The 22310-nt window shown below is 71.0% G+C and carries 19 protein-coding genes and 1 riboswitch; of the genes, 9 read left to right on the top strand and 10 right to left on the bottom strand.

Going from position 1 to position 22310, the window contains the following annotated elements; genetic code table 11:
• Positions 1-8 precede the first annotated feature (8 nt).
• The 5 genes from ACTRO_RS40335 (at position 9) to ACTRO_RS40315 (ending at position 5973) form a co-directional block, all read left to right on the top strand.
• On the top strand, positions 9-368 hold the full coding sequence (locus tag ACTRO_RS40335; protein WP_157436716.1) for a hypothetical protein: 360 nt from the start codon (positions 9-11) through the stop codon (positions 366-368).
• Between the two features lie 356 nt (positions 369-724).
• Positions 725-1759 carry a chromosomal replication initiator protein DnaA gene (locus tag ACTRO_RS44625; RefSeq protein ID WP_051452145.1) on the top strand — a complete coding sequence of 345 codons (1035 nt, stop codon included), beginning with the start codon at positions 725-727 and terminating at the stop codon, positions 1757-1759.
• Positions 1760-1967: 208 nt separating this feature from the next.
• Positions 1968-3557, top strand: coding sequence for a carbohydrate binding domain-containing protein (locus ACTRO_RS44620; protein WP_051452144.1), 1590 nt, complete (start codon positions 1968-1970; stop codon positions 3555-3557).
• A 380-nt stretch (positions 3558-3937) separates the two neighbouring features.
• Positions 3938-4157, top strand: a riboswitch (cyclic di-AMP (ydaO/yuaA leader).
• Positions 4158-4166: 9 nt separating this feature from the next.
• Entirely contained in the window at positions 4167-4895 is a 729-nt protein-coding gene (locus ACTRO_RS44615; RefSeq protein WP_051452143.1) for a hypothetical protein, read from the top strand.
• A gap of 94 nt (positions 4896-4989) precedes the next feature.
• Positions 4990-5973 (top strand): aldo/keto reductase, encoded by a 984-nt coding sequence (locus tag ACTRO_RS40315; protein ID WP_034271711.1) that lies wholly within the window; start codon positions 4990-4992, stop codon positions 5971-5973.
• A gap of 69 nt (positions 5974-6042) precedes the next feature.
• Here the strand turns inward: ACTRO_RS40315 and ACTRO_RS40310 are convergent, their stop codons facing one another.
• From ACTRO_RS40310 to ACTRO_RS40290, 5 genes are all read right to left on the bottom strand, one after another.
• Positions 6043-7455 carry a glucose-6-phosphate dehydrogenase gene (locus ACTRO_RS40310; protein ID WP_034271710.1) on the bottom strand — a complete coding sequence of 471 codons (1413 nt, stop codon included), beginning with the start codon at positions 7453-7455 and terminating at the stop codon, positions 6043-6045.
• Between the two features lie 132 nt (positions 7456-7587).
• Positions 7588-8604, bottom strand: coding sequence for a hypothetical protein (locus ACTRO_RS40305; protein ID WP_034271708.1), 1017 nt, complete (start codon positions 8602-8604; stop codon positions 7588-7590).
• A gap of 91 nt (positions 8605-8695) precedes the next feature.
• Complete coding sequence (locus tag ACTRO_RS40300) at positions 8696-9475, bottom strand: hypothetical protein (protein WP_034271706.1); 780 nt, start codon at positions 9473-9475, stop codon at positions 8696-8698.
• Positions 9472-10377 (bottom strand): hypothetical protein, encoded by a 906-nt coding sequence (locus tag ACTRO_RS40295; protein ID WP_034271704.1) that lies wholly within the window; start codon positions 10375-10377, stop codon positions 9472-9474. The genes ACTRO_RS40300 and ACTRO_RS40295 overlap by 4 nt, the downstream gene beginning before the upstream one ends.
• 8 nt (positions 10378-10385) lie before the next feature.
• The gene (locus tag ACTRO_RS40290; protein ID WP_157436715.1) at positions 10386-11339 is read right to left on the bottom strand and encodes a hypothetical protein; all 954 of its coding nucleotides are present in this window, start codon (positions 11337-11339) and stop codon (positions 10386-10388) included.
• A gap of 17 nt (positions 11340-11356) precedes the next feature.
• On the opposite strand from ACTRO_RS40290, the gene ACTRO_RS40285 reads away from it, so the two are divergent.
• Entirely contained in the window at positions 11357-11785 is a 429-nt protein-coding gene (locus tag ACTRO_RS40285) for an MmcQ/YjbR family DNA-binding protein (protein WP_034271700.1), read from the top strand.
• Here the strand turns inward: ACTRO_RS40285 and ACTRO_RS40280 are convergent.
• Entirely contained in the window at positions 11774-13294 is a 1521-nt protein-coding gene (locus ACTRO_RS40280; RefSeq protein ID WP_051452628.1) for an MFS transporter, read from the bottom strand. The two genes, ACTRO_RS40285 and ACTRO_RS40280, sit on opposite strands and share 12 nt — an antisense overlap.
• Positions 13295-13412: 118 nt before the next feature.
• Positions 13413-15131, bottom strand: coding sequence for a hydroxysqualene dehydroxylase (locus ACTRO_RS40275; RefSeq protein WP_063628162.1), 1719 nt, complete (start codon positions 15129-15131; stop codon positions 13413-13415).
• Between the two features lie 128 nt (positions 15132-15259).
• On the opposite strand from ACTRO_RS40275, the gene ACTRO_RS40270 reads away from it, so the two are divergent.
• Positions 15260-16066 (top strand): uracil-DNA glycosylase, encoded by an 807-nt coding sequence (locus ACTRO_RS40270; protein WP_084316902.1) that lies wholly within the window; start codon positions 15260-15262, stop codon positions 16064-16066.
• A gap of 18 nt (positions 16067-16084) precedes the next feature.
• Here the strand turns inward: ACTRO_RS40270 and ACTRO_RS40265 are convergent, their stop codons facing one another.
• Entirely contained in the window at positions 16085-16273 is a 189-nt protein-coding gene (locus ACTRO_RS40265) for a CsbD family protein (protein ID WP_034271699.1), read from the bottom strand.
• A gap of 128 nt (positions 16274-16401) precedes the next feature.
• On the opposite strand from ACTRO_RS40265, the gene ACTRO_RS40260 reads away from it, so the two are divergent.
• Entirely contained in the window at positions 16402-17514 is a 1113-nt protein-coding gene (locus tag ACTRO_RS40260; protein ID WP_051452141.1) for a pyridoxal phosphate-dependent aminotransferase, read from the top strand.
• Between the two features lie 83 nt (positions 17515-17597).
• Positions 17598-19895 carry an FUSC family protein gene (locus ACTRO_RS40255; protein ID WP_211244587.1) on the top strand — a complete coding sequence of 766 codons (2298 nt, stop codon included), beginning with the start codon at positions 17598-17600 and terminating at the stop codon, positions 19893-19895.
• On the opposite strand, the gene ACTRO_RS40250 is transcribed toward ACTRO_RS40255, so the two are convergent.
• Complete coding sequence (locus ACTRO_RS40250) at positions 19879-20889, bottom strand: TIGR03842 family LLM class F420-dependent oxidoreductase (RefSeq protein ID WP_034271697.1); 1011 nt, start codon at positions 20887-20889, stop codon at positions 19879-19881. The two genes, ACTRO_RS40255 and ACTRO_RS40250, sit on opposite strands and share 17 nt — an antisense overlap.
• Before the next feature lie 14 nt (positions 20890-20903).
• Positions 20904-22307 carry a dihydropyrimidinase gene (gene hydA / locus ACTRO_RS40245; RefSeq protein WP_034271695.1) on the bottom strand — a complete coding sequence of 468 codons (1404 nt, stop codon included), beginning with the start codon at positions 22305-22307 and terminating at the stop codon, positions 20904-20906.
• Positions 22308-22310 lie beyond the last annotated feature (3 nt).

Here is a 22310-nt window from a genome sequence, read left to right as displayed (position 1 = left end):
TGTGTGCGATGGCCGATTTGACCGAGGCGGCCCGCGCGGAACGCTCCGTCGTCGCCGAGACCTTGACGGACTTTCCGGCCGACGGAGCGCTCGGCCGCGTCTGCGGCCGCGTCGCGGCCTTTGCCAGTCCGGCGTTGGTGGGCTTGGGCGCAGCCTGCTGCGAAGCAGGGGAAATGGAAGGGGAATTCGTTTCCTGTTTGCCGATTGTTTTCTCGACCGCCGTCGAAGGCGAAGACGCGACGTCGGCCGAGGCCGGCACGGCCGAAAGGACGAGAGCCGCGGCGACGGCTGCGACCAGTGCGAACGCGCGGAATCGTGGTGGTTTTGGTGGGTGGACAGGCTGGAACATGCCTTTGATCCCTCCCTAAAGAATCAGCGTCCGCATCCCGTAAATCTCACGCGGGCGCTGCAGGCAGGCGCATCCTAGCAGTCATGAAATTTTAAGGCGCGAATTTTTTCAGCCCGAAAGATCGCCGAATGATTCGGCGATCATTACCGGCGAGATCTCGCCGGCATCGTCGCCCTCTGCGACTGCGGGCGGGAGAGCAGGAGACCGTCGGGCACATGCCGACGGGTGCCGCGTCGCGATCGCGGCTCGGCGCAACGGGTTCTCCGCTCGGCGGATGCGCGGTCCGAGCCCTCGACAACGCGTTGTTTCATACTCGATGATAGTCGGCGAAGACAGGCACACCACCGTGATCGAGACGAACGGGGCAACGCGGCGATGACCGAGCCATCTTGGGGAAACCCCTCTGAACCGCTTCAGCAGCCGGGCCAGTCCCAAGGCGGCTGGCCTCAGCAGCAGCCGCCGCAGCAGCCGCCGAATCAGGGCTATTACGCGCAGCCGGAGCAGCAGGGCCAGCAGTCGTGGCCCGGGCAGCCGGATCCGAACGCGTCGCAGCAGCAGCCGCCTTACGGGGCGCCGCCGCAGCAGCCGTCCTACGGGGGCTATCCGGACCAGGGCGGGTACTCCGGGCAGCAGCCCACCACGCCCTACCTCGAGCGCGACCCGTACCAGGAGCTGTCCGCGTCCAACCTCGATCAGAGCGGTTACCCGCAGCAATCCGGTTATGGGCAGCAGCAGCCCGACTACGGGCAACAGCAGCAGCCCGGCTACCCGGCGGGCGCCGCCGGCTACGCGCAGCCGGGCGGCTGGCCGCAGCCCGGCGCCTATCCGGCGCAGCGTTCCAACGGCGTCGCGCTGGCCGGCGCCATCTGCTGCTTCATACCCGTGGTCGGCCTGGTCCTCTCGATCATCGGCCGGGCTCGGGCGTCCGCGCTCGGCGGCGCGGGGAAGGTCGCGGGAAACGTCGGCATCGCGCTCTCGCTGGTGTTCACCGGCGGCGCCGCGTTCGGCATCTACAAGATCGGCAACTCCACCGCCGCGGACGCGGCCTGCATCTCGGCGGAGTCGGACTCGGCGCAGCTCGTCTCGACCCTGTCGGCCGACGAGCAGGGCCTGCAGGATGCCGAGAGCAGCGGCGACTCGACGCAGCTGACCACCGCCGGGGACAAGTTCATCAGCGACATGCGCAGCCTGCAGCAGAAGCTCACCGGCGACGAGGCCAAGGCGACGCACGACAACGTCCGCCTGGCGATCAAGAAGTTCGACACCGACCTCGACACCTTCCTGACCGGCCTGCAGCAGTTGTTGCACGGCGACTCGTCCGGCGAGGCCTCGGCGGACGCGGCCGGCCAGCGGCTGGAGAGCGACGGCGACGCCCTCGACAACCTCTGCGGCAACGTCGGCAACGGCTGAGGCCGGGCGCGCGAGACGACCCGGCAGGATCGGGGATCCGACCGGCGGCGAGAGCCGCCGGCCGCCAAAATGGTCTAGACCCCTTGACGGCGCGTCGGCTGGTGCCGCATCGTGACTGCGGACATCGTCGGGTGCTGTGACCCGGCGCGCAGGCGGCGCGTGCTCGGCGGAGCACGGCCGCGGGCCATCGAGGGGAGATGAACCCGTCGTGAACCGACGTCGCAGGGTCCGCATCTACGGCACCGGCACGCTGGGCGCGGCCACGCTGGCCGGGCTGCTGCTCGCGGCCGGCGGATGGGCGCTGGCACCCACGACCGCCGACGCCGCCGCCGCGAACCTGCTCGCCGACCCGGGCCTGGAGACCGGCACGCTCACGCCGTGGAGCTGCGACGCCGGCACCGGTTCGGTGGTGGGCTCGCCGGTGCACGCCGGGGCCCACGCGCTGGCCGGCGCGGCCACCGGCTCCGACGACGCGCAGTGCACTCAGACCGTCGCGGTGCAGCCGAACACCCAGTACACGCTCTCGGCCTATGTCGAGGGCGACTACGTGTACCTCGGCGCGACCGGCTACTCCGACGCCTGGACCCCGGCCGCAGCCGGTTGGAGCCAGCTGTCCACCACGTTCACCACCGGCGCGACCACGACCTCAGTGTCCGTATACGTCCACGGCTGGTACGGCGAGGGCACGTACGACGCCGACGACTTCAGCCTGACCGCGGCCGGCGGCGGCACCGGAACGTCGGCTTCGGCCTCTGCGTCGGCATCAGCTTCCGCGTCGGCGTCTCCTTCGAACTCTGCGTCACCCTCGGTATCCGCGTCGGCAAGCGCGTCGGCGAGTGCGAGCGCGAGTCCCAGCGCCTCCGCGACGGCAACCGGCACGACCGGCGCGGGCGGCACCGTCGTGCAGGTCTCCACCGCCAGCCAGCTCTCGTCCGCGCTGAACAAGGCCGTGCCGGGCGAGACCATTCAGCTCGCCGCCGGAACCTATACCGGCGAGTTCAGCCCGAGCATCAGCGGTACCGCCGCCGCGCCGATCACGCTCACCGGCCCCGTCACCGCGATCCTGGCCGGCTACAACACCAGCAGCGGTTACGCGGTGCACCTGAAGGCGAGCTACTGGGTCCTGTCCGGCTTCAGCGTGACGAGCGCGCAGAAGGGCGTCGTCCTCGACGGCGCCGACCACGACGTCCTCAACGGCCTGCACGTGAGCAACATCGGCGACGAGGGCATCCACCTGCGGGCCTTCAGCAGCGACGACACGGTCGAGAACTCCACCGTCAGCAACACCGGCCAGTACCAGGCCGGATACGGCGAAGGCATCTACCTCGGCAGCGCGCAGAGCAACTGGGGCACCTACAGCGGCGGCCAGCCGGACACCTCGAACGACAACCTGATCCTGAACAACACCCTCGGCCCGGGCATCACCGCCGAGAACATCGACGCCAAGGAAGGCACCACCGGCAGCACGATCGAGGGCAACTCGTTCAACGCCACCGGCGAGGCGGGTGCCAACTCGGCCGTGGCCTGGGTCGACGTCAAGGGCAACGACTACACCGTGACCGGCAACACCGGCGTCGACGCCTACCAGCAGGGCATCCTGGTCGAGCAGCTCTACACCGGCTTCGGCTGCGGCAACGTCTTCGCGCACAACAACCTGAACCTCGGCAGCGCGATCGGCTACGGCTTCGACGTGAAGGACCAGACCGCCTGCGCGGCCGATCCCAACATCGTGTACGCCTCCAACACCGTCACCGGGGGCGCCGGCGCCAGCACCATTCCGATAACCGCAGGCGGGTGAACCCAGAGTAATCGCCTACAATCGGAAAGCGACCATACGGGAGTATGGTCGCTTTCCGCGTTTATGGAATTGCGGAGAATAGCGGCGGGTGGTCGTTGTTACGCTTGGCTATGGGTATTTCACGGAATGCGGTGAAAGGCGTCAGGTCGGGCGTTCGTGCAGGTGGGGCGCTGGTTCCGAGGTGTTTCGCGGGCTTTGCGGGTGGGTTTTTCCTGACCTCGGGTGATGGCGTCATTACGGGCGGTTGAGTTTCCGCCGGAATTTGGACATACCGGGCATCTCGGGTAATGTTCTTGTCGTGGCCCGGTCCACGCCGTGAAAACAAGTTCCGGCACCGGGCACCCGCCGAGTCCGATACCCGGGCGGCGCCGCGGTCGACGAAGCTCCCGCAGCGCGAACCCGATCGGAGCCGGGGACCCAATGAGTACCAGGCACTCAACCGTGCCGGTCCCCCGGGGTGAATCGGCCCCCTCTTCACCAACGACGCCCACGACGTGCTTATGCGTCCGTGTCTTCGTCGCCCGGTGTGGGGGCTGTAGGGCGAACTCCCCTTCCGCCCGAACCCGTCAGCTAACCCGGTAGGCGGCCGAAGGAGAGGCTCTAGAACTCGTGCTGAAGAACCGCATGTCCACCTCCGCGTTCCGCACCTTCATCTCCAGCCCGCGCCGCTACCCCGCCGCCGCGCTCGCCCTGGCCGCCGTCGGCGTCGGCGTCGCCCCGCTGACCGCCTCCGCCGCCACCGCCCCGGCCAAGCCCGCCACCGCCCACGTCGCCCCCGCGAGCGTCAAGGCCACCGCGAGCACCGCCAAGGCCACCGCCGCCAGCACCACCAAGACCACCACCAAGACCACCACCCCGGCGAAGACCACCGCCAAGGCCGCGACCCCGACCAGCCTGTTCGCCGGCTCCACCACCGCGACCCTCGAGCCCACCGGCACCGTCGGAAGCCAGTCGCACATCACCCTGGACTCCGACCAGTGGTCCAACGCCACCTCCATCGTCAAGGCCGCCGAGGACATGCACCTGTCCCCCTACGCCGCGACCATCGCCGTTGCCACCTCGATGCAGGAATCCAAGCTCCAGAACCTCAACGTCGCGGTCGACCACGACTCCCTCGGCCTGTTCCAGCAGCGCCCCTCCTGCGGCTGGGGCACCCCGAGCCAGCTCAACGACCCGACCTACGCGGCCAAGGCGTTCCTGAAGAACCTGCCGTCGGGCTACCAGAGCATGTCCCTGCACCGCGCCGCCCAGGACGTCCAGGACTCCTTCAACGGCTCCCTGTACTCGCAGTGGGAAGACCAGGCCGCCCACATCGTCTCCACCATCGTCAACCACTGATAACCAAAGCCAGCACCACACACAGCACACGACGAACCCCTCCCGGACACACCGGGAGGGGTTTCGCCATGCCTTAGGCGATACGGTGTGGCTCATGGAACGCATCCTCCTCGGCGGTCTCGAGGTCTCGGCGCAGGGCCTCGGGTGTATGGGCATGAGCGAGTTCTACGGCCCGGGCGACTGGGACGAGTCGATCGCCACCATCCACCGCGCCATCGATCTCGGCGTCACCCTTCTGGACACCGCGGACATCTACGGGTCCGGGCACAACGAGGTGCTCGTCGGCCGCGCCCTCCACGACCGGCGGGACCGGGTCCAGCTGGCCACCAAGTTCGGCATCGACCGCACCGGCGGTGACAGCGCCCGCACCGTGCGCGGCGATGCCGGGTACGTCAGGCGCAGCGCGGAGAGTTCTTTGCTGCGCCTCGGGATCGACGTCATCGACCTGTACTACGTCCACCGTCCGCCGATGAACGTCGAGGTCGAGGAGACCATCGGCGCGATGGCCGAGCTGGTGCGCGAGGGCAAGGTGCGCCGGCTCGGCGTCTCGGAGTTCTCCGCCGAGCAGCTGCGCCGGGCCCACGCCGTGCACCCGATCAGCGCGGTCCAGTCCGAGTACTCGCTGTGGAGCCGGACCGAGGTCGAGGCGCTCGCGCCGACGATGGCCGAGCTCGGCATCGGGCTGGTGGCCTACTCGCCGCTCGGCCGCGGCTTCCTGACCGGCACGGTCGAGACCGGGCAGCTGGCCGCCGGGGACTTCCGCTCGAGCAACCCGCGCTTCGCCGGCGACGCCGGGCAGGCCAACCGCGCGATCGCGGACGCGGTGCGCGCGGTGGCCGACCGGCTCGGGGCGACGGCGGCGCAGGTCGCGCTGGCCTGGGTGTACGCGCAGGCCGAGCGGCTCGGCGTGACGGTGGTGCCGATCCCGGGCACCAAGCGGGTCAAGTGGCTGGAGCAGAACGCCGCGGCCCTCGACGTGCGGCTCGATGCGCAGGCCCTGGCCGACCTCGAGCCGCTCGGCGCGCAGGTGGTCGGCGAGCGCTACGGCTCGGTCCCGACGCCGCCCCCGGCCGAATAGCAGGGGCCGGATACAGCGAGGCCGGGCCCTGCCGCCGGTGCGGCGGCGGGGCCCGGCCTCGCTGTCGTCTTACACCTCGTCAGGCATCCACGGCTTGTGCCACTTCACGTGGCTGCGCGTCAGCTTCTCCACGGCCTCGACCGGCCCCCAGCTGCCGCGCTCGTAGACGTGCACCGGCGGCGGGGCGTCGATCAGCGGCTGGACGATGCGCCAGGACTCCTCGACGCTGTCCTCGCGGGCGTAGAGCTGTGCGTCGCCGATCAGGGCGCTGTGCAGCAGCCGCTCGTAGGGCTCGAGCGGTTCGCCGAGCTCGCGGGCGAAGCTGGCGTCGAGGGTGAGCGGCGACCAGTCCGCGCTCTGGTCGGCCTTGGCCGTTATGGCCATGCGCAGGCCCGGCTCCGGGTCGATCCGCAGCACGATCTGGTTGGCCTCGGCCTGGCCGGCCTTGGGCAGGAAGGCGAGGCTCGGCGTGCGCTTGAGGTGCAGCCGCACCTCGGTCACCCGCTCGGCCAGCGCTTTGCCGGCCCGCAGGTAGATCGGGACGCCGGACCAGCGCCAGTTGTCGATCTCCAGCTGGAGCGCCGCGAAGGTCTCGGTCTGCGAGTCGGCGGCGACGCCGGGCACGTCGAGGTAGCCGTGGTACTGGCCGCGCACGTAGCGCTTGGGGTCGGCCGGGTGCACCGCCCGGAGCACCTCGCCCTTCTTGTCCCGCAGGTCGTCCGCGCCGGCGCCGGCCGGCGGCTCCATCGCGACCAGGGCCAGGACCTGCAGCAGGTGGTTCTGCACCACGTCGCGCAGCGCGCCGACCGGGTCGTAGAACCGGCCGCGGTCCTCGACCCCGAAGTTCTCGGCCATGGTGATCTGTATGGCCGCCACGCTCTTGCGGTCCCACAGCTCGGCCAGCGCCAGGTTGGCGAAGCGGAGGTATTCGAGCTCGATGACCGGGGACTTGCCGAGGAAGTGGTCCACCCGCAGCAGCTGCTCCTCGGCCAGCACCGCGCGCAGCCGGTCGTTGAGCTCGCGGGCGGAGGCCAGGTCGTGGCCGAACGGCTTCTCCACCGCCACCCGGGCGCCGCCGAGCAGGTCGTGCTGCCCGAGCTTCTCCACGATCGGGCCGAACAGCGAGGGCGGCATCTGCAGGTAGAAGACGGTCCGCGCCTTCGGCCCGAGCTCCTTCGCCAGCTGCTCGTAGAGCTTGTCGTCCTTGACGTCGCCGGAAATGTACGTCAACCGCTTAGCGAAGCGGTCGAACACCTCGTCGTCGATCTTCTCGCCGGACGCCGCGATGCCCTCGCGCGCGTGCTCGATCAGCCGGTCCAGCGTCCAGGATTCCGCGGCGACGCCGATGATCCGGCAGTCGAGCAGGCCCCGCCGCTCGAGCCGGTAGAGCGCGCGCAGCGTCATCTTGTGCGCGAGGTCACCGGTGATGCCGAAGTCGACCAGGGTGTTCGCCGTCGCCTTGCCTGGTTTCTTGCTCGCCATGTCCTGCCTTCCGAATTACTGCCGACCGCCTCGGTGATATTCCGACACCTTACGTGGTGAGTGACGCTCAGGACGGCAGTACGGTTCGACACGCAGCAGCCGAGGCGGCGTGCAGCCCCGGCCGATTCGTCGTTACCAGGGACGATGTTCGAGTCCGGCCAGGTGCTTCTGGCACGTCTCGAACACGGACTGCCACTTATCCGGGTTCTCCGCTGCCAGCGCTCGCGCGAGGTCGACCGCCTCGCGTGCGGACGGCAGGGCCTCCGGACCGCGGCCGAGCCGCACAAGCTCCAGCCCGAACGGCATCAGTTCCTTGATCAGCGCGAAGCGGAGCATCTGCGGCGCCGCTTGGGGATCAGGGCCGAGCCGCTCCCGCTGGTGCACGGCCGCCGCGTACCAGTACGGCAGCGACTCCTGCCGGAACGCGCCCGCCGCCGGTCCGTCGCTCTGCTCGTGCATCAGGGCGAGCCGGGTCAGGACCCTGGCCATCAGGGGGCTGTAACGGTCGGGGGCGCGCTGCGCGAGCAGCCGCCCGACGTCCACTGCCTCAAGCGCGGCGATGAGGGCCTCATCGGTGCGGTGCAGGCGCTGCAGCGCCTCAAGGCGGGTGCGCAGGCATCGGAAGAGCACGACCTCCCGCAGATCGACCGCCAACCGGACGTCGCTGAGCAGGGCCGCGACGACGGGGTCTGGCGCGAATCCGGGGTGGTCGACGAGCTCGATCGCCTCATCCAACAGCGGCAGTGCGGGCTCCGGCTCCCCGACCTGGCAGAGGGATTCCGCCAAGTACCACAGGACCCTGCTTAACGACGCCACGTACTGCGAGGGCCGCTCGGTGACCCCCTGCCGCAGCAACGGCAGGGCCTCGGTCGCCAGTTGCCGTGCACGACCATAATTCGAGCCGGCGACGGCGAGCGCGGCGAGCGGTTTGAGCCCCAGGCCCAGTTGCGGGCCGACGGCGTGCGGATCGAGGGCCGCGAGCGAGCGCAGCATCGCGACCGACTCGGCCAGGATCGGCTCGGCCCGGTCGTACTCGCCCTTCTCGAGCAGGCTCAGGCAGCTGTTGCGCAGCGCCACCGCCTCGGCGATGCCCTGCGCGAGATCCGCAGGATCCGCGGGATCCGCGCCGTGGGAATGGTTCTCCGACAAAAACGCCCTCCCCGGCCGCCGGGCGCCGCACGGCCGAAGGGCACGGCTCCCCCCACACATTCTTCGTATTCGTATATCACAGCGACGCCGGTCAGGCCACGCCGATGAGCTCCCCTAGCCGTTCCCGGACGCCGTCCCGGCCGTCCACCGTCTCCGGCCGCAGGCCGTCGCCGTCGACGGCCCGGTCGCGGCTCAGCGCGTGCAGGTGGCCGTCGCGGGCCGCGAGGATCAGGTCCGTGCTCGCGCCGGCGGTCTCCGCGGAGCCTTCCGCCGTGTACGCGGTGAGCGTGACCAGCGCGGACCGCTTGGAGTCGGTGAGCAGCGCGTCCTCGTCGGTGACGGTCTCCTCGCGGGCCGGGGAGCCGTGCGGCAGCCACTCGGTGAGCATCTCCAGGGTGTCGTCCAGCTTCCGCAGCGCGATCTCGTGCACGCCCAGCGCGTCGATCCGCACGACCAGGCAGATGTGCTCCGGCTGCGGCAACACGAGGATCCGCCACGGCTCGCCGGGTTCGGTGCCGGCCACGCGGGCGTCGAGCACCTTGCGGGCGCGCTGCTGGAACGCCACCGCGATCCCGAGGTCGCCGCGCACCTGCACCTGTTCCGGCGAGTTCCCGGGCAGCAGCAGCTGCCGTGCCGCGAGTGAGCGGACAGCCTCGGCCAGGACCTCGTCCGAGGGCCGCACCTCAAGGAAGTCCACGACCGCGTCCACCGCCGTGAGCTCCGCGATGGTGTAGGCGCCGAGCAGCACCGGCCCGGTCTCGACCAGCTGGACCACGGCGGTGACCAGGCCCTCCGGCACCGAGGCGGCGCCGGGCTGGCCCGCCGTGCCGGGCCCGGCGGCGGGGGTGTCCTGCGCGCGCTCGTCGTTCATCGGGTCTCTCCCGTCTGCCAGGTGTTCGGCGCCGGCGGCCTGCGGGTCCGGCTGAGCAGGTCGGCGGCTTCGGGCGACGGCGCCTGGGTCACCCACACCTCGGAGCTGCCGAACAGTCCGCGCCCGCCCCGGCCGGAGAGCGCCTGCCCGAGCTCGGCCGCCGGATCGGAGCGCTCGGGCGGGGGGACGCGAGCGGCGAGGTCCGCGGAGACGGAGGTGACGTCGTCCGACTCCTCGATCCGGCGCAGCGCCTTGCCGAGCGTGCGGGCGACCGGCGGGCTCAGTGCGACCGGCACCGCGAGCATCGGCGAGAGGTACATCGGGCGGCGCTCGGTCACCCGGGACAGGCCCCAGGGGCCGACGTTGCTCCTCGTGACACGGTAGACGACGTAGTCCATCAGGTGCCGCACGTCGTCGAGGCTGGGCAGCTTGCGCTTCCCGAAAGCCGCCGGCGTCTTCTCCAGCTGCACCCAGGTGCCGTTCGCGGTGCGGCCGTGCAGCTTCTCGCGCACGAGGCTTCCGCGCAGGCCGATGTCGGGGTACTTGGCCTTGTCGATGTCGCGGTGGTGGCTGGAGATGCGCGTGTGGCTGACGTCGGCGAACCGCCATTGCTCGTACAGGTCCGGGTCGTCGACCAGGACGTGGCCGCCGCACAGCACGTCGCGCATCTGCGGCACCTGGAGGCCGTGGCCTTCGAGGTCGGCGAGGATCACCGTCTCCTCGGGGCTCAGCCGGTCCGCCGCGCGCGCCAGGCCGCGGCGGTATTCGCCCGCGCGGGCCGTGATCAGGATCATCAGGCGCACGCGTTCCCGGCGCCGCGCAGCGGCCCGTTCTCGTTCGTCGTCGCCCGAGTCGGATTTCTTGGAGCGCGGTGCGAGCAGAGATGTGTGCTTGCGGTCCACCCGGCAAGTCAAGCATCGCCGCGCCGGCCTCGCACCAGCGGCCGTCGACCCACTGACACGACGTCTCCGCAGTTCAGGAGCCATGTGGCGGTGGGCGATGGCGACGGCTCCATTCGGGGCTGGGCTAGCCGCCGACGGTCCGACGTGACCGAGGTGTGACCTATGGGCTTATGGGTTTGGCTATTTATCCATTTATGGTGGACTCTTGCGGTCAGGTCTAGCGAAGGGAACCCGATGCGCGAGAGCAGGACGGGGGCGCGCCACGCCCGCGTGAAGCCCAAGGCCGCCGGCAAGAGCGGCTCCCAGCTCGCGCTCAAGACGATGCACCCGACCAAGGGGGTGCTCCTCAGCTCCGTCGGCGTGGTCGGCGTCGCCGCCGCGGCCATGGCGGTGACCCTCGGCACCACGGCCGCGAGCCACCCGGCCCAGGCCTCGGCCATCTCCGTGGCGGTGACCCCGCAGACGCCGTCCTCGCAGGTCAGTGTCGCGGCCACGAACGGAACGCCGGCGGCCACGGCAGCCACCTCGGCCGGCGGCACCTCGTCGGCCACGGCACCGAAGACGTCGGTGAGCTCGCTCTCGTCACTCGCCTCGCTGACCTCCCTGGCCACGTTGCCCGGCACCCAGGGCACGAGCGCGATAGCCCTGCCCTCCTTGACCGTCCCCGCGGCGCCCACGACGACGCAGGCCACCCAGCCCCAGACGACGCCGTCGAAGACGCCCAGCACATCGACCAGCACGAAGCCGCCCTCGACCTCGGCGACGCCGAGCAACACCGCCAGTTCCTCGGCCAGCTCGACCCCGACGACCACGCCGAGCGGCGGCACGTCCTCGTCGACGCCGTCTTCGCCGGCTTCGCCGACGGCGTCGGCCTCGGCCTCTGCGAGCGCTTCGTCCTCAAGCGATTCGCCCAGCGCCGCGCCGTCGGACGCCACCGCATCCCCGTCGGCGAGCGCCCCCACCGACTAACGTGTGACCCATGGCGACGTGGGACGACGTACGACGGCTGGCCCTGGCTCTGCCGGAGACCACGGAGGGCTCGAGCGCGCAGGCGGGCGGTCCGGTGTGGCGCGTGCGGGACGCGATGTTCGCGTGGGAGCGGACGCTGCGGCGCACGGACGTGCAGGCACTCGAGGTCCTCGGCGCGCCGGTGCCGGCCGACCCGATCCTGGCCGCACGGGTGCCCGACCTGACGGTGAAAGAGGCGCTGGTGGCCGCTGCGCCGGACGTCTACTTCACCATCCCGCACTTCGACGGGTACAAGGCGGTCCTGGTCAAGCTGCCGTCGATCCCTGAGTCGGAGCTCTCCGAACTGCTGATCGAGGCCTGGCTGTGCCGCGCCCCGAAGAAGACGGCGAAGCAGTGGCTGGCCGAGCGGCCGGGCGCCGGTCCGGCATCAGCGGACTGAGTCGTCCGGCCGCCGGTTGTATCCGCCCTCGACGTCGCTCTCCTCCACGATCTCGGTCTGCTTGCCGTAGCGCAGGCCGACGAACGCGACGACGGCCGCGGCGGCCATGATCCCGGACATCGTGTAGAGCACCGTCTGCGTCGCCTCGGCGAAGTCGGTGCGGAAGAACTGCGGGATGGCCGCAGTACTCGAACTCGCCTGCGCCTGGATCTGGGAGAGCCGGGACGCGGTCGAGACGGCCTGGTCGTGCGGCATCCCTTGCGCGGTAAGGGAACCGGTGAGCTCGGTGCGCAGCCGCGTCACCAGAATCGTGCCGAGGACGGCGAGCCCGAGGCTGGCCGCGTAGTTGCGCACGGTCTGGGTGATGCCGGTCGCCTCGCCGTAGGACAGGCGCGAGGCGCGGTTGACCGCGTCCGTGTTGGCGGGCGTGAGCATGAAGCCCATGCCCGCGCCGGCCAGGATGATGTCCCACTCCTGCGAGCCGAAGCTGAGCGAGGTGACGTCGCTCGCCCACAGGTAGAACCCGATCACGGCCAGGATGCAGCCGAGCACCACCGGCCGCTTCGCGCCTGCCACGTCGAACATGCGGCCGCCGATCTGCGAGGCGATCACGAAGCCGATGAAGAAGTAGAGCAGGAACACGCCCGCGCCGGACGAGCTGTCGCCCAGCGAGATCTGCGCGTACTCGCTGGAGAAGAAGAACACCGGGATGAACACGAGCATGGAGATGAACAGGATCAGGTTCTGCACGGCGAACGGCCGGACCGAGAAGATGCTCATCTTGATCAGCGGCGACGCGGTGCGCCGCTCCACGTTCACGTACACGGCCAGCAGCAGCACGCCGGCGGCGATGCAGATCCAGATGGCCGGGTTGGACCAGCCCCAGATCTGGGACTGCTGGAAGCCGAAGACGCTCAGCCCGATGCCGAACGCGATCAGCACCAGGCCGCGGTAGTCGATCGGGGCGGGCCGGGTGGCGGTGACCGGCTTGGCCATCCGGGTCAGCACCAGCGCGATCACCGCGACCGGCAGGTTCACCCAGAAGATGGCCCGCCAGGTCCAGTCGGTCAGGAAGCCGCCCAGGACCGGGCCGATCGCCGTGAGCCCGCCGGCGACGCCGAAGAACAGCGCCAGCGCCCGGCCCCGTTCGGCCAGCGCGAAGCCCTGGACCACGATGGCGAGCGCGGCCGGGAACATGATCGCGCCGCCGACGCCCTGCACCGCGCGGAACGCGACGATCCACGCCTCGGCCGCGCTGCCCTTGGGCGTCAGACCGCACAGGAACGAGGCTAGCGCGAAGACGATCACCCCGGTCACGACCATCTTGCTGTGGCCGACACTGTCGGCGAGCCGTCCGCCGAAGGCGAAGAACGCGGCCAGGGTGAGCAGGTAGGCGTTGACCGCCCACTGCACGCCGGTGCTGGTCAGGCCCAGCTCGTGCTGGATCTCGGGCACCGCGATGGACACGATGGTCTGGTCGATGAAGGTCATCGAGACGGCGAAGATCATCGCGGCCAGGACCAGGTAGTGCGAGGTCCCGGTGCCAGTGTCGGTGCTTCGGTCGGTAGGAGTGCTCAATGCTCGATCCTGTGGTCGCGCGGTACCGGCGTCATCAGAGCACTGATGCCTAGTCGCTCGACCCGTGCTCGATGTCGAGGACGTGCGGCAGGCCCTGCTTCCAGCGCTCCCGGTCGATCGCCTTCGCCTGCGCGAACTCCGGCAGCTCGTACCGGTCGTAGGTCGCCACCGGCGGCGCGTCCGCGGCGCCGGCCGCCTTCAGCAGGGCCGTGACGGCGCGGCGGGCCGCCTCGTTCGCGGTCTCCATGGTGGCGAAGTCGACGTTGCTGTAGGTACGGACGTAGTCGGCGGCCAGGAAGAGGTTGCCCAGGGCCGTGGACGCCTCGGGCCGCAGATCCCAGGATCCGATGCTGTTCATCAGGAAGGGTTCGTCGTTGCGCAGGGCGCCGTCGGCCTCGGTGATCGCCTCGTCGAGGTACCAGGAGTGCAGCATCGAGTCGTCCAGCACGACCTCGCCGCTCTTGTTCAGGTGCGCCTGCATCTGCGCCCACACCTCGCGGGCGACTTCGTCGCGGGTGCAGCGGTGCGCGGGCTTGCCGTAGAGCAGGCCGGGAGTGTCCCAGTCGGAGACCACCACGGAGAGCGACTCCTGCGCCTGGCCGTCGCCCCAGGTGTCGGCGAACGGGGCCTGCCAGAACTGGGACTGGCTGATCGAGGCCAGCTTCCACGGCGCGTCGATGTGGAAGACGTGGCCGGGGGTGATCGAGGCGGGCTTGCGCAGGAAGTACTGGATGCCGTTGGACCAGGTGTGTTCGAGCCCGTCCATGGCGGCCAGGCTCGGATCGGCGGCGCGCAGCTCGGAGTTCCACAGCCGCACGGCGCGGTCGGACGGGACCGCGGCCACGAACCAGTCGGCCTCGACGCGCGCGGCGGACTGCTCGGGCGTGCGGGCCCGGGCGCCGGTGACGCGGCCGTCGCGCACCTCGAAGTCCTCCACCTCCCAGCCGTAGCGGAACTCGACGCCCAGGGAGCGCAGGTGCTCGGCCCACGGGTCGATCCACTGCTCGCTGGTGGGGCCGGAGAAGACCCGGTCGAACGGGCCGTCGCTGCCGAGCTCGAACAGGCTGGAGAAGATCGCCTCGAGGCCCTGGCCGATGGTGCGCACGCTGGCGGTGCGCGGCTTGAGCGCCTCCAGGATCTGCACGCCCCCGCCCCAGATCTGCTGGTAGTCGGCGGACATCTGCTCGGCGTGGCAGAACTCCCACCAGCCCTCGTGCTCCCACTGGCCGAACCGGCGCTCGTCGCAGCTGCTGAACAGCATGCTGACCTTCCCGGCGAGGAAGAGCACTTCCTCGGGCGGGAGGAAGGGGGCTTCTTCGAGCACTGCGGCGAGGGCGTTGACCAGGAGGTTGGCGTTCGCGAGCACAGGGGTGCCCAGGTTCAGCGCGCCCGGCCCGAGCGGGATCGCGATACTGTCGCGCTCGCCGGTGCGGGCGATCTCGAACCGGGAGACCGGCGCGAGGCTGTCGTGCACGGTGCCGCCGCCCGCCCCGGGGATGCGGCGCAGAGTGTCCGGGAGGTTGCGGTAGAAGCCGAGCACCATCCGGTGCCCGTGCTCGCCGGGCAGGTCGCGCCGGCCGCCGCTGCCGGTGCGCGGTACGAACAGGGACCTGGCCTTGCCGCCGGGGACCTCGCGGCGCTCGTAGACGGTCACCTCGAAGCCGCGTTCGGCGAGTTCGTGGGCGGCGGTCAATCCGCCGACGCCCGCACCGAGGACGGCGACCCGCCTTCCCGAGGCGGCGTGCGGCGCGGATCGGCTCTCGGCCAATGTCGTAACTCCCAGGCGTCGGTTCCCTCGGGTCAGGACCTTACGCCGCCGGAACTGGCCGGATGGGCAGGACGCGCGGCCGAGGTCGCCGGAATTCACCGTGGGCGGCGGACGGTACGGTGTCCGGTATGACCATCGGAGAAGGCGTCGTGACGGCCGTCACGGTGTCGCCACTGCCACCGGCCGCGCCGGCCGCGACAGCTGCGGGCGCCGAGTCCGTCGCGCAGCTCGACGCGGCGTTGACCGGCTGCCGGGCCTGCCCGCGGCTGGTGGCCTGGCGCGAGGAGGTCGGCCAGGTCAAGCGGCGGGCGTTCGCCGCGTGGGACTACTGGTCGCGCCCGGTGCCCGGGCTCGGCCCGGCCACCGCGCCGCTGGTCATCGTCGGACTGGCGCCGGCGGCGCACGGCGGGAACCGGACCGGGCGGGCCTTCACCGGCGACCCGGCCGGAGACGTCCTGTTCGCCGCGCTTCACGACGTGGGATTGGCCACGCACCCGACTTCGACGCGCCGGGACGACGGGACCGAGCTCGTGGGCGTACGCATCACCATGCCAGTGCACTGCGCGCCGCCCGACAACAAGCCGACCACCGCCGAACGCGACGCCTGCCGGCCCTGGCTGGTGCGTGAACTGGAGCTGATGCGGCCGACCACGCGTGCCATCCTCACCTTCGGCGGCTTCGCCTGGCAGACGCTGTTGCCGATCCTCGCCGAGGCGGGCTGGCGGGTGCCACGGCCCCGGCCCGCGTTCGGGCACGGCGCCGAGGTCGAACTCGAGCACGCGGCCGACGGTCTCACTGTGCGCCTCATCGGCTGCTTCCACCCCAGCCATCGCAACATCGCCACCCGCACGCTCACGCCCGCGATGCTGCGCGCGGTACTCGCGCAGGCAGCGCTGGCGGCCGGACTGCCGCAGCAGTCCGGCCGCCAGCGCTGAGCTCAGCCTCCGGGCGCCTTACTTGTCGTCCTTCATGTTGCCGGCCGCGTCCTTGACCTTCTCGCCGGCCTGCTTGAGGTCGCTCTTGCTCTGCTGAGCCTTGCCCTTCATCTCCTGATCGCGGTCGCCGGTCGCCTTGCCCGTGGCCTCATTCGCCTTGCCCTTGGCCTGCTCGGCGGCGTTCTGCAGCTTGTCCGTCGTGCTCATGTCCGAGGCCCCTTTCGTGGCGGTCGGTTTCGGATCTTCCCTCCGGTGCCCCCTCGGCGGGCACCTATGCATCCACTCGCGTTCGATTGGCTCTCCTCACGCCGCCCTCCCGCGACGATGCTTGAGCCATGGCCTTCTTCGCGTCCAGCGTCATGACAGCCCTGATCGACCAGCCGGTCCGCTACGACCTCGCCGAGAGCACCTGCCCGCCGCTGCGGCTCGGCGACCTCGGCGATCCCCGCACCCTCGCCGAGGTGGAACTCGGCTACGGCACGTCCCTCGGTGAGGGTGAACTGCGGTCGCTCATCGCCGCGGACATCGGGGTGGACCCGGCCGCGGTGCTCGTGACGGTCGGCGCCATCGAGGCGATGTTCCTGCTGGCCCAGGCCACGTGCGGGCCCGGCGACGAGGCCGTGCTCACCACTCCGTGCTTCCCGCCCGTGCGGGCCGTGCCCGAAGCGCTCGGCGCCCGCGTGGTCGCGGTGCCGCTGGCCTTCGACGAGGGCTACCGAATGCCGCTGGATCGGATGGCCGAGGCGCTTTCGCCGAGCACCCGCCTGGTCTCCCTGGCCTCGCCGCAGAACCCGTCCGGCATCCGCTTCGCAGAGCCCGAACTCAAGGCTCTGATTGACCTGGTGGCCGAGCGCGCGCCGCGGGCCAAGGTCCTGATCGACGAGACCTACCGCGCTTCCACCTTCGGCGACGCCCCGATCCCCTCGTCCGCGGCGACATCGGGGCCGCAAGTGGTCACCTGCTCCTCGCTTTCCAAGGCGCACGGAGCCGCCGGGCTGCGGGTGGGCTGGCTGACCGCGACCGACGCCGAGTTGTTCGAGCAACTGCGTCAGGCGAAGTTCCATACGACGATCGCCTGCTCGACTGTCGACGAACGCCTTGCGGCGCAAGTCCTGCGGCAGCAAGACCGCATTCTCGCGCCGCGGGCCTTGCGGCTCGGCCAGGCGCTCGGCGCGTTGGAGCGGTGGGCCGAGGACCAGCCGCTCGAGCTACTGCGTCCGGACGGCGGGGCGCTGTGCGTCGTGCGCCTGGCCGCCGAGCACTTCCCCGATGGCGATGCCGTCGCAGCGTTCTACCGGCGCCTGGCCCGGCACGAAGTGCGCGTCGCACCAGGGTCCTGGTTCGGCGAGGACGACCGCGTCTTCCGGCTCGGATTCGGCCACCTCCCCGCCGCCGACTTCACCGAGGCGCTGGACCGCCTTGCTGCCGCGCTGGCCATCGTGCCCTGATGTCCGCGCTGCGTGCCGAGCTGGCATAGGACTGCTTCTCATGGAACGATCGACCGATTCTTCACATGATGAGGCGGCTGCGGATGACTTGGTTTGGTCAGCTCTCCGGGTGGTTGCGGCGCAAGGACTCCGACTTGGCCGCCACCCGGCGCGCGGCCCGGACCGCGCTCGTTCTGCCCTCCCTCTTCGCTCTGTGCACCGAGGCGCTGCACGAGCCGGTGATAGGGACGTTCGCGGCGTTCTCCTCGTTCTCGATGCTGCTGCTCATCGACCTGGCCGGGCCGCTGGTGCAGCGGGTGCGGGCGCACGCCGCGTTGACCGTGGCGTGGCTGCTGCTGGTCACCCTCGGCACGCTGGCCGGCCGCGAGCCGTGGATCGCCGTGCTGGCCACGGTCGTCATCGGCTTCCTCGTGCTCTTCTCCGGCGTGGTCAGCTCGGTGCTGGCGGCCTCGACGACGGGCCTGCTGCTCGCGTTCATCCTGCCGGTCTCCGCGCCGGCGCCGCTCTCCGATCTGCCCGACCGGCTGTTCGGCGTGCTGCTCGCGGGCGTGGTCTCGATGGCGGCGGTCGCGGTGCTGTGGCCGCGGATGCCGGTCAACCCGCTCGTCCGGCCGGCCGCGGCGGCCTGCCGCGCCGCCGCCCGGCAGCTGCACGCTGACGCGGCCCACTCCGCCGCCCTGGCCCGCGGCGAGACCTTCACCCACTGCCGGCTGCGCGCGCGGGAGACGGCCGCGACCACGGACGAACTGCGCAAGGCGTTCACCGCCACGCCCTACCGGCCCACCGGGCTCTCCACCGGTTCCCGGGCCCTGGTCCGCCTCGTCGACGAGCTGACCTGGCTCAGCGCGGTGCTCGCCGAGTCGGGTCCGACGAGCGCGGAAGCCCCTTCCGGCGACGCGGACTCGGCGACGGTGCGCCGGGCGGCGGCCGGGGTGCTGGAGATCGCGGCGGACATGCTGGAGCAGCCGGGCGGCTCGCCGGACCGGCTGCGCGCCGCGGCCGAGGACCTGCGCAAGTCGCTGGGCGCGATGGAGGACGGGGCGGTCGGCCGGCTGCCGGCCCGGGACGAGGCGCGCGGCGAGCAGGACCTCGACGCCTTCCTGACCGACCTGGACGTCTCCTTCCGGGCGCAGGAGGTGGCCTTCGTGGTGCTGCAGATCGCGCAGAACGTGGAGACCTCCCGGGCCGCCGACCAGCGCTCCTGGCCGGAGCGGCTGTTCGGGCGGGAGCCCGGCTCCTCGGCCGGGGCCTGGCGCAGCGCCCGGGAGCGCGCGGCCGCGCACCTCGAGCCGCACTCCGTCTGGCTGCACAACAGCATCCGCGGCGCGGTGGGCCTCGGCATCGGCGTCGCGATCGCCGAGACGATCAGCGTGCAGCACGCGTTCTGGGTCATGCTGGGCACGCTCTCGGTGCTGCGCTCCAACGCCCTGAACACCGGTCAGAACGTCTTCCGGGCGCTGGGCGGCACGATCGCCGGCTCGATCGCGGGCGCCGGGGTGCTGGCGCTGATCGGGCAGGACCGGCCGCTGCTGTGGGTGCTGCTGCCGATCGCGGTGCTGGGCGCCGGGATCGTGCCGGCCGCGATCTCGTTCGCCGCCGGGCAGGCCGCGTTCACGCTCACCCTGGTGATCCTGTTCAACGTGGCCCAGCCGGCCGGGCTCTCGATCATCTTCTTCCGGATCGAGGACATCGCCATCGGCTGCGGGGTCAGCCTGGTCGTGGGCCTGTTCTTCTGGCCTCGCGGCGCCTCGTCCGCGGTCAGCAGAGCACTGTCGGAGGCCTACGTGGACAGTGCGCGCTACCTCGTCGGCGCGGTGGACTACGCGGTCTCGCGGTGCGCCTGCGCGACCGAGACCCGCGAGGTGGCGCAGGAGGAGCGCCGGGCGGCGGCCGCGGCGAGGCGGCTGGACGACACCTTCCGCACCTACCTGGCCGAGCGCGGGGCCAAGGCCGTGCCGCTCGGCGAGATGACCACGCTCGTGACCGGCGTGGTCGCGCTGCGCCTGGCCGCGGACGCGATCCTGGAGCTGTGGCGCCGGGCCGGTAAGGACCTGCCGGCCCGCGACCGGGCCGCGGCGCAGCAGGAGCTGCTGATAATGGCCGAGCGCACGCTGCGCTGGTATCAGGGCCTTGCCGAAGGGCTCGAAGGCGCCGGTCCGGTGCCCGAGCCGCTGCTCGCCGACCGGGAAGTCGTCGGCCGGCTGGTCCAGGCGGTGCGCCGCGACCTGCGCGACGAGGAGGGCCGGGCCACCGGCACCGGTGTCCGGATCATCTGGACCGGCGACCACCTCGAGGCGATCCGCCGTCTGCAGAGCTCGTTGACGCACTCGTTCCAGTCCGCGCGCCCCGAGGTGTGGGAGCGGGCTAGGCAAACTGCGTGAGGATGTCCTTGCCGTAGCCGTCGATGACCTCGTCGACGGCGTCGTGCATGGCGTAGACCGCGAACTGGTCCACGCCGATCGATTGCAGATGGCTGAGTCTCTCCAGGTGGGCCTCGGGCGGGCCGATCAGGCAGAAGCGTTCGACGATCTCGTCCGGCACGAACGCCGCGGCCGGGTTGCCGACCCGGCCGTGCAGGGAGTAGTCGCCGCTTCGGCGGGCCTTGATGTAGTCCGTCAGTTGCGTGGGGACCATGCCGGTGCCTTCGCCGTAGCGGGCCACGAGGTCGGCGACGTGGTTTCCGACCATGCCGCCGAACCAGCGGCACTCCGCCAGCGCGTGCGCCCGGCCCTGCTCGGATCCGTCGGTCAGGTACGCCGGGGCGGCCACGCAGATCCGGATGCCGTCCGGGTCGCGGCCGGCCTCCGCGGCGGCGGTGCGCACGGCCTTGACCATCCATTCGGTGAGGTACGGGTCGGCCAGCTGCAGGATGAAGCCGTCGGCCTGACGCCCGGTCAGCTCCAGCGCCTTCGGGCCGTACGCGGCCATCCAGATCGGCAGCGCGCCGTCCCGCACCCAGGGCAGGCGGATCCGGGTCCCGTCGATCTCCGTCTCGCGCCCCTCGGCCAGGTCCTTGATCGCGCTCATCGCCTGGGAGAGCATCGAGAGCGTGGTCGGCTTGCGCCCGGCGACCCGCATCGCCGAGTCGCCGCGGCCGATCCCGCAGATCGTGCGATTGCCGTACATGTCGTTGAGGGTGGCGAAGGCCGAGGCGGTCACCTCCCACGTGCGGGTGGCCGGGTTGGTCACCATCGACCCGACCATCAGCCGCTCGGTGTGTTCCAGGATCCTGCTGTAGACCACGAACGGTTCCTGCCACAGCACCACCGAGTCGAAGGTCCAGCCGTGGCTGAAGCCCAGAGCCTCCGCGCGGATCATCCGCTCGACGAGCAGGCCGGCCGGCGGGTCGACCTGCAGAACCAACCCGAAGTCCATGGTGCGGTCGCTCCCTAGCGCAGGTACTGACAGGGCTTACGTTCGAGGAACCGGCCGTGCCCGGGGCGGCCGACGTAGCGTCCTTCTTCGATCACGGCCTCGCCGCGCGAGAGCACGGTCCGCGGGCGCCCGGCCACCTGCCGGCCCTCGTAGGCGGAGTAGTCGACGTTCATGTGGTGGGTCTTCGCGGAGATCGTGTACGGGGCCTTCGGGTCGTAGAGCACCACATCGGCGTCCGCGCCGGGCGCGATGGCGCCCTTGCGCGGGTAGAGCCCGAACATCCGCGCGGGCGTGGTGCAGGCCAGCTCGATCCAGCGGCGGCGGGAGATGTGCCCGTCCACCACGGCCTGGTGCAGCAGGTCCATCCGGTTCTCCACGCCCGGCAGACCGTTGGGGATCTTGGAGAAGTCGCCCCGGCCGAGCTCCTTCTGCTCGGCGAAGCAGAACGGGCAGTGGTCGGTGGAGACCACGGACAGGTCGTCGGTGCGCAGCGCCCGCCACAGCACGCTCTGGTGCTCGGCCGGCCGCAACGGCGTGGAGCAGACGTACTTCGCACCCTCGAAGTCCGGGCGGGCCAGGTCTTCGGTGGACAGGAACAGGTATTGCGGGCAGGTCTCGCCGAACACGTCGAGTCCCAGCGCCCGGGCTCGCCCCAGCTCGCCCACGGCTTCGGCCGCCGAGACGTGCACCACGTACAGCGGCGCTCCGGCGATCCGGGCCAGCTGGATCGCCCGGTGGGTCGCCTCGGCCTCGAGCAGGGCGCGGCGGACCTCGCCGTGATAGCGCGGATCCGTGCGGCCCGCCGCCAACGCCTGCTCGACCAGCACGTCGATGGCGATGCCGTTCTCCGCGTGCATCATGATCAGGCCGCTGTTCCGGGCGGCGCGCTGCATCGCCCGCAGGATCTTGCCGTCGTCGCTGTAGAAGACGCCCGGGTAGGCCATGAACATCTTGAAGCTGCTCACCCCCTCGCCGACGAGGACGTCCATCTCCTTGAGCACCGGTTCGTCCACGTCCGAGATGATCATGTGGAAGCCGTAGTCGATCGAGCAGACCCCCTCGGCCTTGGCGTGCCAGGCGTCGAGCCCCTCGCGCAGCGAAGCGCCCACCGACTGGATCGCGAAGTCCACGATCGTGGTCGTCCCGCCCCAGGCCGCGGCCTTGGTGCCGGTCTCGAACGTGTCGGCGGCCTCGGTCCCGCCGAAGGGCATCTGCATGTGGGTGTGCCCGTCCACACCGCCGGGGATGACGTAGAGCCCGGACGCGTCGAAGATCTTCTCGGCGTTCGCATGCCACGACTCGGCCGTCGGAGTGCCGGCGGCGGCGAGCGCGACGATCTTCTCGCCCTCGATCAGCACGTCGGCGGTCATCTCGTCGGCCGCGGTGACGACCAGTCCGTTCTTGATCAGTGTGCGCATGCC

This window comes from Actinospica robiniae DSM 44927 (assembly GCF_000504285.1).
GTDB classification, from domain to species: domain Bacteria; phylum Actinomycetota; class Actinomycetes; order Streptomycetales; family Catenulisporaceae; genus Actinospica; species Actinospica robiniae.
This window is presented reverse-complemented; position numbering and strand designations above follow the sequence as displayed.

Bases quoted from the DNA above. Each gene is read 5' to 3' on its own strand.
- ACTRO_RS40285 (WP_034271700.1), top strand. From the start codon at position 11,357: ATGGCGACGTGGGACGACGTACGACGGCTGGCCCTGGCTCTGCCGGAG.
- ACTRO_RS40255 (WP_211244587.1), top strand. From the start codon at position 17,598: ATGACTTGGTTTGGTCAGCTCTCCGGGTGGTTGCGGCGCAAGGACTCC.
- ACTRO_RS40270 (WP_084316902.1), top strand. From the start codon at position 15,260: ATGACCATCGGAGAAGGCGTCGTGACGGCCGTCACGGTGTCGCCACTG.
- ACTRO_RS40260 (WP_051452141.1), top strand. From the start codon at position 16,402: ATGGCCTTCTTCGCGTCCAGCGTCATGACAGCCCTGATCGACCAGCCG.
- ACTRO_RS40310 (WP_034271710.1), bottom strand. From the start codon at position 7,455: ATGGCGAGCAAGAAACCAGGCAAGGCGACGGCGAACACCCTGGTCGAC.
- ACTRO_RS40335 (WP_157436716.1), top strand. From the start codon at position 9: ATGGCCGATTTGACCGAGGCGGCCCGCGCGGAACGCTCCGTCGTCGCC.
- hydA (WP_034271695.1), bottom strand. From the start codon at position 22,307: ATGCGCACACTGATCAAGAACGGACTGGTCGTCACCGCGGCCGACGAG.
- ACTRO_RS44625 (WP_051452145.1), top strand. From the start codon at position 725: ATGACCGAGCCATCTTGGGGAAACCCCTCTGAACCGCTTCAGCAGCCG.
- ACTRO_RS40300 (WP_034271706.1), bottom strand. From the start codon at position 9,475: ATGAACGACGAGCGCGCGCAGGACACCCCCGCCGCCGGGCCCGGCACG.
- ACTRO_RS40265 (WP_034271699.1), bottom strand. From the start codon at position 16,273: ATGAGCACGACGGACAAGCTGCAGAACGCCGCCGAGCAGGCCAAGGGC.
- ACTRO_RS40315 (WP_034271711.1), top strand. From the start codon at position 4,990: ATGGAACGCATCCTCCTCGGCGGTCTCGAGGTCTCGGCGCAGGGCCTC.
- ACTRO_RS40280 (WP_051452628.1), bottom strand. From the start codon at position 13,294: ATGATCTTCGCCGTCTCGATGACCTTCATCGACCAGACCATCGTGTCC.
- ACTRO_RS40250 (WP_034271697.1), bottom strand. From the start codon at position 20,889: ATGGACTTCGGGTTGGTTCTGCAGGTCGACCCGCCGGCCGGCCTGCTC.